Below are 14,877 nucleotides of genomic sequence, written 5' to 3'. Positions count from 1 at the left end.
CTGCGTAACGTGGCCCGATGCACTCGACGCACCCGATGTCGAACAGACGTCCAAGGTTCGTGACGTCGCTCGCCGCCGCGGCCCTGGCGCTCGCGGCACCCCTGACCGCCCCGGCCGCCGCGGTGGCCGCGCCCCCGCCGCCGCGACCGGGCCCGGCCGTCACCACGTACCTCTACGACTGCTCCCGCACCGAAGGGCCGTGGAACTGTCTCGCCGAGTGCGAGAGCAGCGGCCGGTGGCACATCAACACCGGCAACAACTACTACGGAGGCCTGCAGTTCAAGCAGACCACCTGGGAGGAGCACGGCGGGCTCGCCTACGCCCCGCGCGCGGACCTCGCCACCCGGGAGGAGCAGATCGAGGTCGCCCGCAAGGTGCTCCTCAACCAGGGCTGGCAGGCCTGGCCCGTCTGCTCGAAGAAGGTCAAGGAGGCCAACCTCGACCACCTCGCGCTGCTGCCCGGCGACCGCACGCACGTCGTCAAGCGCGGCGAGACCCTCAGCTCCCTGGCCCGGCGGTACCAGGTGAAGGGCGGCTGGAAGGCCCTCTACCGGGCCAACCGGCACATCGTGGGGCCGCGCCCCGACCGCCTCGCGATCGGCACGGTCCTGCTCATTCCGGAGCGGGCGAAGGCCTGACACCGCCGTCCGGCAGCCGCCCGAGCTCCGTGAGCTCGCCGCTGAACACCACCTCGCCGCGGCGCAGCTCGTACGCCACCGCCGCCCGGCCCGCGCGCCCCCGCAGCCCGGGCGGCGGCCGCTGCTCGGCGAGGACCACGCAGGCCTCCAGGTCCCCGAGCAGTGCGTACGTACGGGTGGCGACGGCCGGGGACATGCCCTGGGTCGGCTCGTCGGCGAGGACCACGCGCGCCCGGGAGAGCAGGGCCCGTGACAGCGCGAGCATGCGCTGCTCGCCGCCGGACAGCAGGCCCGCGCGGCGGGCCAGGAGCGGGCGCAGCTCCGGGTAGGCCGTCAGGGCGGGCGTCACGTCGTCCCCGGCGAGGTCCAGGTTCTCGCGGACGGTGAGGCCGCCGAAGACGGCCTGCCGGTCCGGTACGAAGCACAGGCCCCGGCGGGCGCGTTCGTGCGCCGTGAGCCGGGTGACGTCCGCGCCGTCCCAGACGACGGCGCCCCCGGACAGCGGGACGGCCCCGGCGAGCGCCCGCAGCGCGGTGGTGCGGCCCGAGCCGTTGCGGCCGAGCAGGACGGTCAGGCCGGGGGCGGGGGCGGCGAGGCTCACGCCGTGCAGGGCTTCCAGGGGGCCGTAGCGCACGCGCGCGTCCCGCAGTTCGAGGGTGCCGGGGCGCGCGGCCGGGCTCATGGGGCCCCGCCGTCGAGCACCTCGTCCGCCGGGCCCGACGCGACGATCCGGCCCGCCGTCATCACGTGCACCGTGTCGGCCAGGCCCGCGACCAGGTCCAGGTCGTGCTCGACCACCAGGAGCGCGGTGCCGTCGGCGGCGAGGGCGCGCAGGACCCGGGTGAGCGCGGCCACCTCGCCGGTGTCGAGGCCCGCGGCGGGCTCGTCCAGGAGCAGCACGTACGGGTCGCCCGCGAGCGCCCGGGCCAGCTCGACGCGGCGCAGCGTGCCCGTCGGCAGGCCCGCGGCCGGGCGGTCGCGCACGGACGTGAGGTCGAACAGGCGCAGCGCCCGGTCGGACGCCGCCGGGTCCCGGACCCGGCCCTGTTCGGCGCCCACGCGCACGTTCTCCGCGACGGTCAGCGTCGGGAAGACCGCCAGCTGCTGGAACGTACGCGCCACGCCCGCGCGGGTGCGGGCGTGCGCGGGCAGCCGGGTGAGGTCCCGCCCCCCGAAGGCCACCCGCCCCCGGTCGGGCCGCACCGTCCCCGCCAGACAGTGGAACAGACTGCTCTTGCCCGCGCCGTTGGGCCCCACGACAGCCGTCACCTGGCCGGGGACGACACTGAGGGACACCCCGCGCAACACGGCGAAGCCACCGTAGGAGAGGAACAGCCCGTCAGCGGCAAGGACGTCCCGCTCCTCGCTGTGGGCCATCGTCCCGCAGGGCGAGTGGGGTCTCCCCTGCTCGAGCGGAGCCGGGAGCTTGGGGAAGGGTGGGCACAGCGCCAGGTGCCCAGCACTGTTTGCCGGGGCCGGGGCCGGGGCCGGGGCAGGGCCCGTGGCGGCAGGGACGAGGGCGCCCCGCACCCGGGCGCCCAGCGGTGTGAGCCGGGGCCGCCGCCGCAGCCGCCGCGTAGCCGCGCGCAGCGCCTCGTACGGCCCCCCGGGAAAGCGGCCGACCAGTATCGCGAGCACCCCGATGACCGCCGCGGCGACCCCGCCCCTGGCCCCCGCGTCGAGCCCCACCAGCAGCGCCGCCGCCACCAGCGCGCCGAGCAGGCTGTCCGCGCCGAGCACGACCACCGCCGCGAACCACAGCAGCCCCCGCACCGGGTCGTACGCGCCGGGGTCGAACGCCCGCAGGCCCATCCCGAGCATCCCGCCGCCCAGGGCGGCGAGCGCCGCGCCGGTCACGAACGCCGCGAGCTTCAGCGTGCGCACGGGGACCCCGGCCGCCGCCGCCCCCGCCTCGTGGTCGCGCATCGCCGCGAGCGCCCGCCCCGCGCGGCCCCGGCGCAGCGCCGCGACGCACCACAGCGCGCCGCCGAGCAGGGCCAGTTCGAACAGGTAGTACGCGCGGTCGCCGCTGAGGCCGGCGGGCCGCTCCAGGGTGAGGCCCGAGGTCGCGTACGGCTGTGCGAACACGAAGCGGCTGACGCCCACGCCGACCGCGAGGGTGGCGAGGGCGAGGGCCAGGCCGTGCCGGCTGATGGCGGGCCAGCCGGTGAGCAGGCCGAGCGGCGCGACGAGCAGCACGGCGACCGCGAGGGCGGGCAGCTCGGGCAGCTCGGGCAGGCCGGGGAAGCGGCCGCCGGTGAGCAGCGCGGTGAACAGCGCGCCCAGGCCCGCGTACGCCGCCTGGCCCAGGGAGATCTGGCCGCCCCTGCCGGTGACGACGACGAGGGAGAGCAGGATGACGCCGAGGGCGGGGACCTGCACGGACGTGGTGAGGTCCGAGCCGGCGAAGCCGAGCGGGAGCAGGAAGAGGACCACGGCCACTATCCAGGCGCCGGGCGGGGTAGGGACGCGGGCGGTGGCCGTGCGGGGCAGCGCGTCCCCGGTGCCCACCCCGGGCAGGACGAGCGCGGCGATCAGCAGGGCCACGACGAAGAGGTTCGCGCCGACCGCCTGGAGCAGGGGCTCGCCCCACCCGGACGGGTGCAGGCGCGTGAGCTGGCTCTGCGCGACGCCGATGCCGAGCGCCACCACGACCGCCACCGGCAGGTTCCGCATCCGGGCCGCCACGGCGACGGCCATCACCTCCATGACGAGCAGGGGCAGGCCGTACGGGTCGAGGCGGACGTAGGGGGCGAGGAGCACGCCGGTCAGGCCCGCCGTGAAGGAGCCGAAGGCCCAGCCCGCCGCGGCCACCCGGTCCGCGTCGATCCCGGCGAGCACCGCGAGGCGGCGGTCGTCGACCACCGCGCGCAGCTCCCCGCCGAAGCGGGTGAAGCGGGTGAGGGCCCCCACGGCGAGCGCCAGCGCCACGGCGACCGCGAGCTGGCCCCAGGGGTCGGCCGAGACGAGCGTCGGCGCGTCCGCCCGCGCGCCCTGCCCCCAGATCAGCGCCGCCGCGCCGACGAGCAGGACGAAGACGCCGATCGAGGCCACCAGGGTCTGCGCCGGGTCGCCGCCCAGGACGGCGAGCGGGCGGAAGACGGCGCGTTCGAGGACCAGGCCGATGGCGGGGGCCACCACCAGGAGCGTCACCGCCGCGGCGAGCGGCAGCGGCCAGCCCCAGTCGACGGTGAGCTGGCGCAGCAGATAGGCGCAGACCATCGCGATCGCGCCGTGCGCGAAGTTGAGCACGCCGGTCGCGCGGTGGGTGACGACGAGGCCTATGCCGGTGAGGGCCGCCGCGCTGCCGACGGAGAGCCCGGCCAGGGTCAGGTCGTAGCTCAGGGAGGCCACCGGCTCAGCCCTCCGGCGACTCTTGCGGCCGTGGCCCCGGCGGTGCGCAGATCGGGCACGGGGTCAGGCCGCCCGCCGCCGGGGCCGCGGCGTCGACGGCGACGGCCTCCGGCCTGCCCGCGACCAGCGGGCAGTCCGCGCGGTGCCACAGCGTGCCGTCGGGCACGGCGCGCAGCGCGTCGCTCGTCGCCACCGGGGCCTTCGCCCGTTCGGCCCCCGCGGCCGCGGGGGCCTGGTCATCGACGGCCACGAGCAGGCCGTACAGCTCCTCGACCCGGGCCGCGGCGAGCGCGCCCCGGCCGTGCGCGAGGAGCACCGCGCCCGCGACGATCAGCGCGGCGCCCGGCACCGTGCAGGACGCGAGGTAGGGCAACTGCCGCTCGGCGAAGCGCTCTCCGGAGATCCCGTACCAGCCGATGACGCACAGGACCGCGCCGGTCGCGAGCGCGGCGAAGGCCGCCCACAGCATGGGGTGGACCGCCCGCAGCCGGGCCGCGCGGGACGCGGCCCGCGCCGCCGCGGGAGTGGTCCCGTCCGTCCTTGCCGCCCGCATCGAGGCCCCCCGGGTGCCTGGTGGGTCTGTTCATGGAAGCCAATGGATTGCACTATGCCTTCTGGAAGCCGACCCTGAAAGCACCGGGCGCCCTTCGTCCGGTCCGACATCCGGTGGTGAGCCAGATGGTGCTCTGGACAGGACCAAGGCGGGGGAGCGACCCACGACGGGGGCGGGTGCGGAGCCCGGTCCTCGCGGCCGCCGCGGTCCTGCTGTTCGTCCCGGCCGTCGCGGCCTGCGGCGACGACAGCGGTGACGAGGGCGGGAGCCCGCCGCCGCAGCCGTCCGTGGAGACGACCAGCAAGGCCGGTGACGCCGACGAGCCCGCGGACCCGGCGGCCGCCGAGAAGGAGGTCCGGGCGAACTGGCAGAAGTTCTTCGACCCGGCGGTGTCCCTGAAGGACAAGGAGGCCGTCCTGGAGAACGGCGCCGAGATGCGCCAGGTCCTGCAGAGCTTCAGCGGGGACGAGCGCGGCAGGCAGGTCCGGGCCCGGGTCGCGAAGGTCGAGTTCACGTCGGCGAAGGACGCGGACGTGACGTACGCGCTGACCCTGAAGGGCGCGACCGCGCTGCCGAGCGCGAGCGGCACCGCCGTCGACCAGGACGGCACCTGGAAGGTGTCCGTCAAGACGCTGTGCGCGCTGGTGCAGCTGAGCGGCAACAAGTCGCCCGGTCCGGGCTGCTGAGACTTGGGCCGCCGACGGACCCTCGTGGCCGCGCTCGCCGTGGCGGCGCTCCTGGGGAGCGCGGCCTGCGGCAGCCGGCTGCCGGAGAGCGACTTCGAGCGGCGCGCGCCGTCGGGAGGGGCGGTGCCGCCCCGCGGCGGCCCGCCCCTGCGGGTCGGCGTCATCACCAGCGCCACCAGCCCCGTCGGCGGCTCCGCCTTCACCGGGCCGCGCGACGGCGCCAAGGCCTACTTCGAGCGGCTCAACGACCGCGGCGGGATCGCCGGACGCGAGGTCGAGGTGCGCACCTGCGACGACGGCGGCAGCGGCGTCGGCAACAACGAGTGCGTGCACAAGCTGCTCGACGAGCAGAAGGTCGTCGCCCTGGTGGCCACCACCGTCCTGGACTACGCGGGCGCGCCCCGGGTCTCCGAGGCGGGCGTGCCCGACATCGGCGGGCAGCCGATCGGCCCGGCGTACGACACCTATCCGCACCTGTACGGGATCTACGGCAGCCTCGCGCCGCGCGCGGGCGAGCCGGGCTGGGGCGGCGAGCTGTACGGCGGCACCGAGGTCTACCGCTACTTCAAGCGCGAGCAGGGCGCCCGCACGGCCGCGGTGGTCTCCTACAACCAGGCCGCGTCGGCGGCGTACGCGCGCCTGGTGAAGCGCGGCCTGGAGGCCGAGGGCTACGAGGTCGTCACCGAGCAGGTCGACTTCGCGCTGCCGAACTTCCGCGCCGCCGCGGCCGACCTCAAGGACCAGGGCGCCGACCTGGTCTTCGACGCGATGGACACGCACGGCAACGCGCGCCTGTGCGAGGCCATGGACGACGTGGGCGCGAAGGTCACCGCGAAGGTCACGAACGTACAGAACTGGTCAGCCTCCGTCGCCGACGACTACAAGGACGCGCCGCGCTGCCGCAACGCCCTGTGGGCCACCGGTTCCAGCCGCAACTACGAGGACACCGGCCACCCGGCCGTGCGGGAGTTCCGCGCCGGCATGAAGAAGGCGGGCAAGGGGGCGGACTCGCTCTCCCAGTGGCAGCTGGAGGGCTGGGCCGCCGGCCTGTGGTTCACGGCCGCCGCCCGCTCCTGCACGGCCTCGGGCGGGGACGTCACCCGCGCCTGCCTGGACCGCTTCATGAGCCGGGGCAAGCCGTACGACGCCGACGGCCTGCTGCTGCCGGTGACGTACGAGCGGCGGGCCGAGCCACCGCGGACGCGCCGGACGTGTGTGTCCGTGGCCCGCTGGAAGGACGATGAGGGCTGGGTCACACAAGGCGACATGAACGCCAACTGCTTCGAGGTACCGCAGCTCTCCTACCAGCCATGACCGGTGTACCACTCATGGAGTTCCCTGTTCCGCATTGCGATCGCGCATCCGTTCAAGAACAAGGCGGGATCTCGACCCAACCCTTGGCCTGAGATTCCCGTCTAACCCCTCGGTAGGCGGACGAGACGGCTGTCCGCGGGTAAACGCGGAATACGGGTACGTATGCATATCTCTTTCCTGATTCACAACGCGTACGGGATCGGAGGGACGATCCGGACCACGTACAACCTGGCGAACACCCTCGCGGAGCAGCACGACGTGGAGATCGTCTCGGTGCTGCGCCACCGCGACGAGCCGGTCTTCGCGCCGGACCCGCGGATCCGGCTCAGCCACCTCGTGGACATCAGGAAGGACAGCCCCGGATACGAGGGCGACAGCGCGGCCCACACCACCCCGGCCCGCGTCTTCCCGAGCGCCGAGGGCCGCTACGCGCAGTACAGCGCCCTCACCGACGAGCGCATCGAGGCCCACCTGAAGTCCCTGCGGTCCGACGTCGTCATCGGCACCAGGCCCGGCCTGAACGTGCACGTCGCCCGGCAGACCCGGCGCGGCGTGCTGCGCGTCGGCCAGGAGCACCTCACGCTCGACAGCCACTCCGACGAACTGCGCCTCCAGCTGCGCAGCGTCTACCCCCGCCTCGACGTCCTCACCACCACGACCGAGGCCGACGCACGGGACTACCGCAAGCGGATGCGGCTGCCCGGCGTGCACGTCCAGGCCGTGCCGAACCCGGTGCCCGCGCCCGGCATCGAGCCCGCCGACGGCTCCCACAAGTGGGTCGTCGCCGCCGGGCGGCTCGCCCCCGTCAAGCGGTACGACCTGCTGATCCGCGCCTTCGACAAGGTGCGCAGGGAGCGCCCCGACTGGCGCCTGCGGATCTACGGCGGCGGCCGCCAGAAGGAGAAGCTGCGCCGGCTGATCGACGACCTCGGCCTGTACAACCACGTCTTCCTCATGGGCCCCGCCCACCCCATCGAGCCCGAGTGGGCCAAGGGCTCCATCGCGGCCGTCAGCTCCAGCCTGGAGTCCTTCGGCATGACCATCGTCGAGGCCATGCGCTGCGGCCTCCCGGTCGTCTCCACCGACTGCCCGCACGGCCCCGGCGAGATCATCGAGAACGGCGTCGACGGCCGTCTCGTCGAGGTCGGCAACGCCGACGCCATGGCCGACGGCCTGCTCGAACTCATCAACGACGACGCACTGCGCCAGCGGATGGCGTACGCCGCCCTTGAGGACTCCGAACGCTTCGACCCGGCCCGCATCGCCGAGCGCTACGAGGTGATGTTCCACGGCATGCTCCAGCGCGGCGGCTCGCTGGGCGGCCGGGTGCGCGGCACGATGCACCGCGCCAGGGGAGCGCTGCTCGGCGGCGCGTACGCCGTTCGGGACGCCGGAAGAACCGCACCGACGAAGGGGCGCTTGGCATGACGGCCGTGTCCACCCAGGACACCATCGGATCCAGTGACGACGCGAGAGGGGCCGGGCAGCCGCCCCCGCCCCGGGCGGACTGCATCGCCGACTCCGCGGGCGGTCTGACCTTCGACGTCACCGACCCCGGCGAGGCGGGCACCGCGCATCTGCTGCTGCGCCGCAGGGACTCCGACCCCGTCGCCGAGGTGCGGCTGCCGCTCACCCCCGCGGGCGACGGGCGGCTGCGCGCCGCGCTGCCCAGCAGCGTCGAGCTCGCCGAGGGCCGCTGGAACGCGTACGCCCTGGTGGACGGCGGGGAGCCGCGCCGCCTCATGCCCGGGGTCAACGACCTGCGCTCGCTCGTCGACCGCGCGCCCAGCGGCAGCCGGGGCCACGTCTCGGTGCGCATCCCGTACGCCACCAAGCAGGGCAACCTCTCGGTGCGCGCCTGGGTGCGGGCCCCGCACGCGGAGGCCGGTGAGCTGCGCATCACCGACGCCGGGTTCACGGCGCGCGGCCGCGTGTACGGCACGGACCTCGCCGCGCGGGCACGGGTCGAGGCGGTGTTCCGCAAGGAGCCCGAGCGGGTCGTGCGCGCCGATGTCACGGCACAGGGGCCGGAGTTCGACGTCACGCTGCGGTACGAGGACCTCGCCGCCGGGCGCGGGCCCTGGGACCTGTGGCTGCTGCCCGGGGGCGACGAGGGGCCGCGGGTGCGCCTGGCCCGGCTGCTCGACGACGTGGCGGACAAGAAGCCGATCTTCACCTACCCGGTGACGGCCCTCGAAGGCCCGGACGGGCCGGTCGAGGCCGGCCCGTACTACACCAACGACAACGACCTGGCGGTGCGCGTACGGGCGGCCGTCGGCGACTGAGGGAACGCGCGCCGGGAGGAGGGCTCCGCCATCGCGGACCGTAGCTGTCCGCGAGAGGCGGCAGAATCGGCCGCATGTTGGAGACCTCCGCACGACTGCTCCGCCTGCTCTCGCTGTTGCAGGCCCACCGGGAATGGTCGGGCGCGGACCTCGCCGAGCGCCTCGGCGTGACCGCGCGCACGATCCGCAGGGACGTGGACCGGCTGCGCGAGCTCGGCTACCCCGTCAACGCGAGCCCCGGCACCGGCGGCGGCTACCAGCTGGGCGCGGGCGCCCAGCTGCCCCCGCTGCTGCTCGACGACGACGAGGCGGTCGCGGTCGCCGTGGGCCTGCGCACCGCCGCGGGCCAGGGCATCGAGGGCATCGGCGAGAGCTCGGTACGGGCCCTCGGCAAGCTCGAACAGGTCCTGCCCGGCAGGCTGCGGAGCCGGGTCGGCGCCCTGAACGCCTTCACGGTGCCGATGCTGCACGCGCCCCGGCAGCAGGCCGTCGACGCCGCCGTGCTCACCGACCTCGCCGCCGTCTGCCGGGACTCCGAACGCCTGCGCTTCGACTACCTCGACCACGGCGGCGGTTCGAGCCGCCGCACCGTCGAGCCGCACCGCCTGGTGTGCACCGAGCGCCGCTGGTACCTCGTCGCCTGGGACCTGGACCGGCAGGACTGGCGCACGTTCCGCGCGGACCGGATCACGCCCCGGCCGCCGCACGGCCCGCGCTGCGCGCCCCGCACCCCGCCCGCCGACGACCTCGCCGCCTACGTCTCCCGGGGCGTGTCGACCCGCGCCTACGCCGAACAGTCCACGGTCCGCCTCTTCGTGTCCCTGGAGGAGGCCACGCAGCGGGTGAAGCCGCTGGACGGCACCCTGGAGGCGGAGACCGAGCACACCTGTCTGCTGCGCACGGGGGCGGCCAGCCTGGAGTTCCTGGTCTTCCACGTGCTGTTCCTGGGCTTCGAGTTCGAGGTGGTCGAGCCCGTGGCGGTGCTCGACCGGATCCGCTCCCTCAGGGACGTGCTCAGCCGGGCCCTGGACCGGGGTGGCGCACCTGGTCGTCCGGCGCCCGGAACGCCGCGTACTCCGGATGGTGCAGATCGAACGCCGGGGACTCGGAGCGGATCCGGGGGAGCGTGACGAAGTTGTGCCGGGGCGGCGGACAGGACGTCGCCCACTCCAGGGAGCGGCCGAACCCCCAGGGGTCGTCGACGTCCACCTTCTCGCCGTACTTGGCCGTCTTCCAGAGGTTGTAGAGGAACGGCAGCGTGGAGATGCCGAGCAGGAAGGCGCCGATGGTCGAGAGGGTGTTGAGCACCGTGAAGCCGTCCGCGTCCAGATAGTCGGCGTACCGCCGGGGCATGCCTTCTGCGCCCAGCCAGTGCTGGACCAGGAACGTGGTGTGGAAGCCCACGAACAGCGCCCAGAAGTGGATCTTGCCGAGGCGCTCGTCGAGCATCTTGCCGGTGAACTTCGGCCACCAGAAGTAGAAGCCGCCGAAGGTCGCGAAGACGACCGTGCCGAACACCACGTAGTGGAAGTGCGCCACGACGAAGTACGAGTCGGTGACGTGGAAGTCGATCGGCGGGGAGGCGAGCAGCACGCCCGTGAGCCCGCCGAACAGGAACGACACCAGGAAGCCGACCGCCCACAGCATCGGCGTCTCGAAGGACAGCGAGCCCTTGAGCATCGTGCCGGTCCAGTTGAAGAACTTCACCCCGGTGGGCACCGCGATCAGGAACGACACGAACGAGAAGAACGGCAGCAGCACCGCGCCCGTCGCGAACATGTGGTGCGCCCACACGACCACCGACAGACCGGTGATCGCCATCGTCGCGCCGACCAGCGGCAGATAGCCGAAGATCGGCTTCCGGCTGAACACCGGGATGATCTCCGTGATGATGCCGAAGAACGGCAGCGCGATGATGTAGACCTCCGGATGCCCGAAGAACCAGAAGAGGTGCTGCCACAGCAGCGCACCGCCGAACTGGGCGTCGAAGACCACGGAGTGGAAGCGCCGGTCCGCCTCCAGGACGAGCAGGGCGGCCGCGAGCACGGGGAACGCGATCAGCACCAGGACCGAGGTGAACAGCACGTTCCAGGTGAAGACGGGCAGCCGGAACATCGTCATCCCCGGCGCGCGCATCCCGATGATGGTGGTCAGGAAGTTCACCGAGCCGAGGATCGTGCCGAACCCGGAGAGCGCGAGCCCCATGATCCACAGGTCGGCCCCGATGCCGGGCGACCGCTCCAGGCTGTTGAGCGGCGCGTACGCGAACCAGCCGAAGGCCGCCGGGCCGCTCGGCACGAGCAGCGAGCCGAGCACCATCAGACCGCCGAAGAGGAACAGCCAGTACGAGAGCATGTTGAGCCGCGGGAACGCCACGTCGGGCGAGCCGATCTGCAGCGGCATGATCTCGTTGGCGAAGCCCGCGAACGTCGGCGTCGCGAACAGCAGCAGCATGATCGTGCCGTGCATCGTGAAGAGCTGGTTGAACTCCTCGTTGGTCAGCATCTGGAGCCCGGGGCGGGCGAGCTCGGCCCGCATCAGGAGCGCCATCACGCCGGCGATCAGGAAGAAGACGAACGACGTGATCAGATAGAGGTGGCCGATCTTCTTGTGGTCGGTGGTGGTCAGCCAGTCGACGAGGATCGCGCCCCGCGTCCGCCGCCGCGCCGGGCGCTCCGCCGCCGCCCCCACCGTCTGCGTCCCCATGCTTGCCCCTTCGCTGTCGCGTCCTGGGCTGCCCGAAGCACAGGCCATGATGCTCGTGTGCCCCCGACTCCGACAGAGGGCGTACGGCACTCCGGCGCCGGGGCGCGCTCCGGCTCGCGGGAGCGCGGGGGGCGGGGAGTGCGCGGGGAAGGGGCGGTGAGCGGGCGCGGGACGCGCGGGGAGCGGGAGAGGAATCATGAATTCCCCGCACTCCGTCACCGTCCGCGCGGCGCCCGGTAATCCGGAATGCGAAGGATCTGCAGAGGGTTTCGGAAAGTATTCGCGCGAGGTTCCAAACGCTCCTCGGACGGGGCCGGGCGGGCTTTTCCGACGGTGCCTCAAGAGGGGTGCGAGAGCTTCGGAGTTCGGCCGGAATTCCGCCTCACCGGGGACGGAACCGCTCGTACGTGTGACGGAGTTAGGGCGAAACGCGCGTCGTGATCCTGTGACAAAAGCGTGACCGGAGGGGGATCCGTGACGCATGGTGCCGCGCTCCGGCCTTCCCCCGCGGGAATCGGCCGCCTAACGTGGCCGGTATGGCACCCATCCCGACCCCGCCCGCCGAGCCCCAGGACACCCCGGACTCCTATGTCGGCCTCGACGCCGCCGAAGCGGAGAGCCGGGCGCGCGCCCGCGGGTGGTCCACCGTCAGGTCGCTGCCGCCGGGCACGTTCATCACCATGGAGTACCTCGCGGGGCGGCTCAACTTCGAGGTCGAGGGCGGCCGGGTGAAGCGCTGCTGGAAGGGCTGAGCCCGGCGTCCCGCACGAAGGCCCCGGCTCCTTGGCGGAGCCGGGGCCTTCGCGGTGCGGGAGTCAGTCGTGCGTACCGGTCCCGCGGTCAGGGGTGGGTCAGGCGCCGGTGACGGGCCGGGCCGACGCGCCGCGCACCCGGTCCGCGTGCGGCGGGCGGCGGGGACCCGCGGGGGTCACCGGGGTGCGCTCGCAGCGGGCCGTGTGCGGGCCGGGGGCGAGATAGGCCGGGGTGCGGCTCCGGCCCGCGGCGACGGGCTCGCGCACCGGCGGCTGCTCGCCGGAGCCCTTGCCGGAGGCCGGGGCCGGGGCCGCGCCCCCCGCGGACCGCTGCGGCACGAGCGCGGGGGCGGGCACGACGGCGACCGGGGGCCGGGCCCGGAAGCGGTGCCAGAGGCCGAGCGCGAACGGCTCGACCCGGGCGACGAGCGGCTCGAACCAGGGCAGCGCGAGCAGGATGAGCAGGCCCGCGGCCCAGCCGAGGAAGACGTCGCTCAGCCAGTGCGTACCCAGGTAGACGGTGGTGAGGCCGACGCTCAGGGAGACCACGGCGGACAGCGCCGACAGATAGCGGCGGGTCACCGGGGTCGAGGCCAGATAGGCGAGGATTCCCCAGGTCACGACGGCGTTGGCGGTGTGGCCCGAAGGGAATATATCGCCGCCCTGCCCCATCTCGTTCGAGCCGATCACGGTGGCGTAGTGCGGGCCGAGGCGGCCCATGCCGATCTTGGCGGCGCCCACCGTGGCGTTGAGCAGCAGCAGGGCCGTACCGAACATCAGGAGCGGGCGGAGCGTGTGCTGCCGCCAGGAGCGCCAGCCCAGCCAGGCCGCGACCATCACGGCGGTGGGGCCGCGCTGGCCGAGCACGACCCAGTAGTCGAGGAAGCCGTGGATCTCGGGCCACTGCTGGTAGGGCCGGAAGAACATGACCTGCCAGTCGAACCGCACGAGCCAGGAGGTGACCAGGACGGCGACCACGATGGCGAGGTAGAACGCCAGGGTCGCGCTGAAGAGCACGACTCTGTGCCGGCTCATCCTCGGCACATCGAGGTGAACCGGCCGTTCCGGCTCACGGTCAAGACGGGCGAAGAGCCGGTCCAGACGGGTCAGGTTTCGTTCGGTACGCACCCAATCGACGTTACAGCGAGTGAGCGCCGTTCCCGGTCGAATCGGTGGGGTTGTGATGACGATGTGATGTGGCATTGCTCTCAGGCCCCGGCGTATTCCCGCCGGAATGCTTTTTCAATCGGGGTCGTTATACCCAATTCGTTGATCGTCGCTCCCCGGGTTTTAGGGCACTTATGAATTCGTTCACCGGGATCTGGTGCGGAATTCTCCGGGTGCTCACCGGATGCGCGCCGGGTGGATCAAGGGGCGGCTCGGAGGGCGGTCCCTCGATAAATGATCTTGGCGGGATCAGGGTGGCCCCGAGCCGTTCAGCCAGAACGCCCCGTACACCGCGCCGGCCACGGCCACACCACTGATGACCAGCACCGATCTCGACGTCCGCAGCCGCGCGAGCGCCACCGCGAGGGGCAGGAGCAGGGGGAAGGCGGGCATCAGCAGGCGTGGTTTGGAGCCGAAGTAGCCCGCGGCGCACAGGGCGAGCACCAGGACGACCCCGCTGTAGACGAGCAGCGGCAGCGGCTGGCGCTGCCGCACCCCGGCGACGTACAGCCGGATCAGCAGCGCGACGCCGACGATCAGGCCGAGCCCGGCGAGCGCGCCCGGCACGGAGGTGAACTTGGCGCCGACGAACCGCGCGAAGGCGTAGCCGCCGTCGAAGCCGTTGCCCCAGCCCTCCTGCACGTCGAGGTAGCCGAGGAGGCCGCCGCCCGTGCGGTGCCCGACCCACAGGACGTAGGCGGCCGCCCCGAGCGGGGCGAGCAGCGCGCCGAGCGCGACGCGCGCGTCGACGCGGCCCCGGCGGCGCACCTCCAGGACCGCCGCCGCCCACAGCGCGAGGACCACGGCCCCGCCCACCGGCCGGGTCAGGCCCGCGAGGGAGGCGAGGAGCCCCGCCGTCACCCAGCGTCCCGTGAGTACCGCGTACAGCGACCAGGCGGCGAGCGCCGTGAACAGCGACTCGCTGTACGCCATGGACTGCACGATGCCGACGGGCAGCACCGCCCACAGCGCCACCGCGCACACGCCCGCCCGGCGCCCGTACAGACGGTCCGCGACGGCGAAGACGCCGCCCGCCGCGCACAGCGAGGCGACCGCGCTCACCAGCAGGCCCGCGTCCGCGTGACTCAGTGGGCCGACCGCCGCCACCAGCCGCTCCAGCCAGGGGAGCAGCGGGAAGAACGCGAGGTTGGAGTGGACGCTGCCGTCCGGCAGGGTCACCTCCCAGCCGTAGCCGTGCTCGGCCACGCGCACGTACCAGAGGGAGTCCCAGCGGGCGGAGAGCAGCGTGTGCGGGCTCTTGCCGGTCCCCGCGGACCACGCGGCCAGGGCCGCGAGTCCCAGAGCGCGTACCCCCGCGTACACGAGCAGTGCGGTCACTGCCGCGCGGCGCCTTTCGGTGGCCTTCCCCGCGGGGGGCTTTTCAAGATCGGTCACCCGGGCGATTATCCCCGTCCCCCTCTT

At 73.6% G+C, this 14,877-nt stretch carries 13 protein-coding genes; 7 read left to right on the top strand and 6 right to left on the bottom strand.

Annotation, left to right across the window (positions count from 1 at the left end; all coding sequences use genetic code 11):
- Positions 1-17: 17 nt before the first annotated feature.
- Entirely contained in the window at positions 18-638 is a 621-nt protein-coding gene (locus C9F11_RS09650) for a transglycosylase family protein (RefSeq protein WP_171075684.1), read from the top strand.
- On the opposite strand, the gene C9F11_RS09645 is transcribed toward C9F11_RS09650, so the two are convergent.
- From C9F11_RS09645 to C9F11_RS09635, 3 genes are read right to left on the bottom strand one after another with little or no spacing between them, the layout of a single operon-like run.
- Positions 613-1,320 carry an ATP-binding cassette domain-containing protein gene (locus C9F11_RS09645; protein WP_138958870.1) on the bottom strand — a complete coding sequence of 236 codons (708 nt, stop codon included), beginning with the start codon at positions 1,318-1,320 and terminating at the stop codon, positions 613-615. The two genes, C9F11_RS09650 and C9F11_RS09645, sit on opposite strands and share 26 nt — an antisense overlap.
- Positions 1,317-3,992, bottom strand: a complete 2,676-nt coding sequence (locus C9F11_RS09640) for an ATP-binding cassette domain-containing protein (protein WP_138958869.1) — start codon at positions 3,990-3,992, stop codon at positions 1,317-1,319. Before C9F11_RS09640 ends, C9F11_RS09645 begins: the two co-directional genes overlap by 4 nt.
- Before the next feature lie 4 nt (positions 3,993-3,996).
- Entirely contained in the window at positions 3,997-4,461 is a 465-nt protein-coding gene (locus tag C9F11_RS09635; protein ID WP_138966277.1) for a hypothetical protein, read from the bottom strand.
- 260 nt (positions 4,462-4,721) lie between these two features.
- Between C9F11_RS09635 and C9F11_RS09630 the strand changes: the two genes are divergently transcribed.
- The 5 genes from C9F11_RS09630 to C9F11_RS09610 all read left to right on the top strand — a co-directional run bounded on the left by C9F11_RS09630 (position 4,722) and on the right by C9F11_RS09610 (position 9,960).
- Complete coding sequence (locus C9F11_RS09630) at positions 4,722-5,231, top strand: hypothetical protein (protein ID WP_138958868.1); 510 nt, start codon at positions 4,722-4,724, stop codon at positions 5,229-5,231.
- Positions 5,232-5,255: 24 nt separating this feature from the next.
- Positions 5,256-6,545 (top strand): ABC transporter substrate-binding protein, encoded by a 1,290-nt coding sequence (locus C9F11_RS09625; protein ID WP_249401660.1) that lies wholly within the window; start codon positions 5,256-5,258, stop codon positions 6,543-6,545.
- A 162-nt stretch (positions 6,546-6,707) separates the two neighbouring features.
- The gene (locus tag C9F11_RS09620; RefSeq protein ID WP_138958865.1) at positions 6,708-7,973 is read left to right on the top strand and encodes a glycosyltransferase family 4 protein; all 1,266 of its coding nucleotides are present in this window, start codon (positions 6,708-6,710) and stop codon (positions 7,971-7,973) included.
- Positions 7,970-8,830 (top strand): hypothetical protein, encoded by an 861-nt coding sequence (locus C9F11_RS09615; RefSeq protein ID WP_249401659.1) that lies wholly within the window; start codon positions 7,970-7,972, stop codon positions 8,828-8,830. Before C9F11_RS09620 ends, C9F11_RS09615 begins: the two co-directional genes overlap by 4 nt.
- 74 nt (positions 8,831-8,904) lie before the next feature.
- Entirely contained in the window at positions 8,905-9,960 is a 1,056-nt protein-coding gene (locus tag C9F11_RS09610; protein ID WP_138958864.1) for a YafY family protein, read from the top strand.
- On the opposite strand, the gene ctaD is transcribed toward C9F11_RS09610, so the two are convergent.
- Positions 9,845-11,536, bottom strand: coding sequence for a cytochrome c oxidase subunit I (gene ctaD, locus C9F11_RS09605; protein WP_138958863.1), 1,692 nt, complete (start codon positions 11,534-11,536; stop codon positions 9,845-9,847). The genes C9F11_RS09610 and ctaD overlap by 116 nt on opposite strands.
- 536 nt (positions 11,537-12,072) lie before the next feature.
- Between ctaD and C9F11_RS09600 the strand changes: the two genes are divergently transcribed.
- Positions 12,073-12,288 (top strand): I78 family peptidase inhibitor, encoded by a 216-nt coding sequence (locus C9F11_RS09600; protein ID WP_138958862.1) that lies wholly within the window; start codon positions 12,073-12,075, stop codon positions 12,286-12,288.
- A 99-nt stretch (positions 12,289-12,387) separates the two neighbouring features.
- Here C9F11_RS09600 and C9F11_RS09595 read toward each other — a convergent pair whose 3' ends face one another.
- Both C9F11_RS09595 and C9F11_RS09590 read right to left on the bottom strand, forming a co-directional pair.
- Positions 12,388-13,416, bottom strand: coding sequence for a phosphatase PAP2 family protein (locus tag C9F11_RS09595; RefSeq protein WP_138958861.1), 1,029 nt, complete (start codon positions 13,414-13,416; stop codon positions 12,388-12,390).
- 288 nt (positions 13,417-13,704) lie between these two features.
- Complete coding sequence (locus C9F11_RS09590) at positions 13,705-14,793, bottom strand: glycosyltransferase family 39 protein (RefSeq protein ID WP_249402156.1); 1,089 nt, start codon at positions 14,791-14,793, stop codon at positions 13,705-13,707.
- Between the last annotated feature and the right edge of the window lie 84 nt (positions 14,794-14,877).

The sequence above is a fragment of the Streptomyces sp. YIM 121038 genome (genome assembly GCF_006088715.1).
Lineage (GTDB): Bacteria > Actinomycetota > Actinomycetes > Streptomycetales > Streptomycetaceae > Streptomyces.
This window is presented reverse-complemented; position numbering and strand designations above follow the sequence as displayed.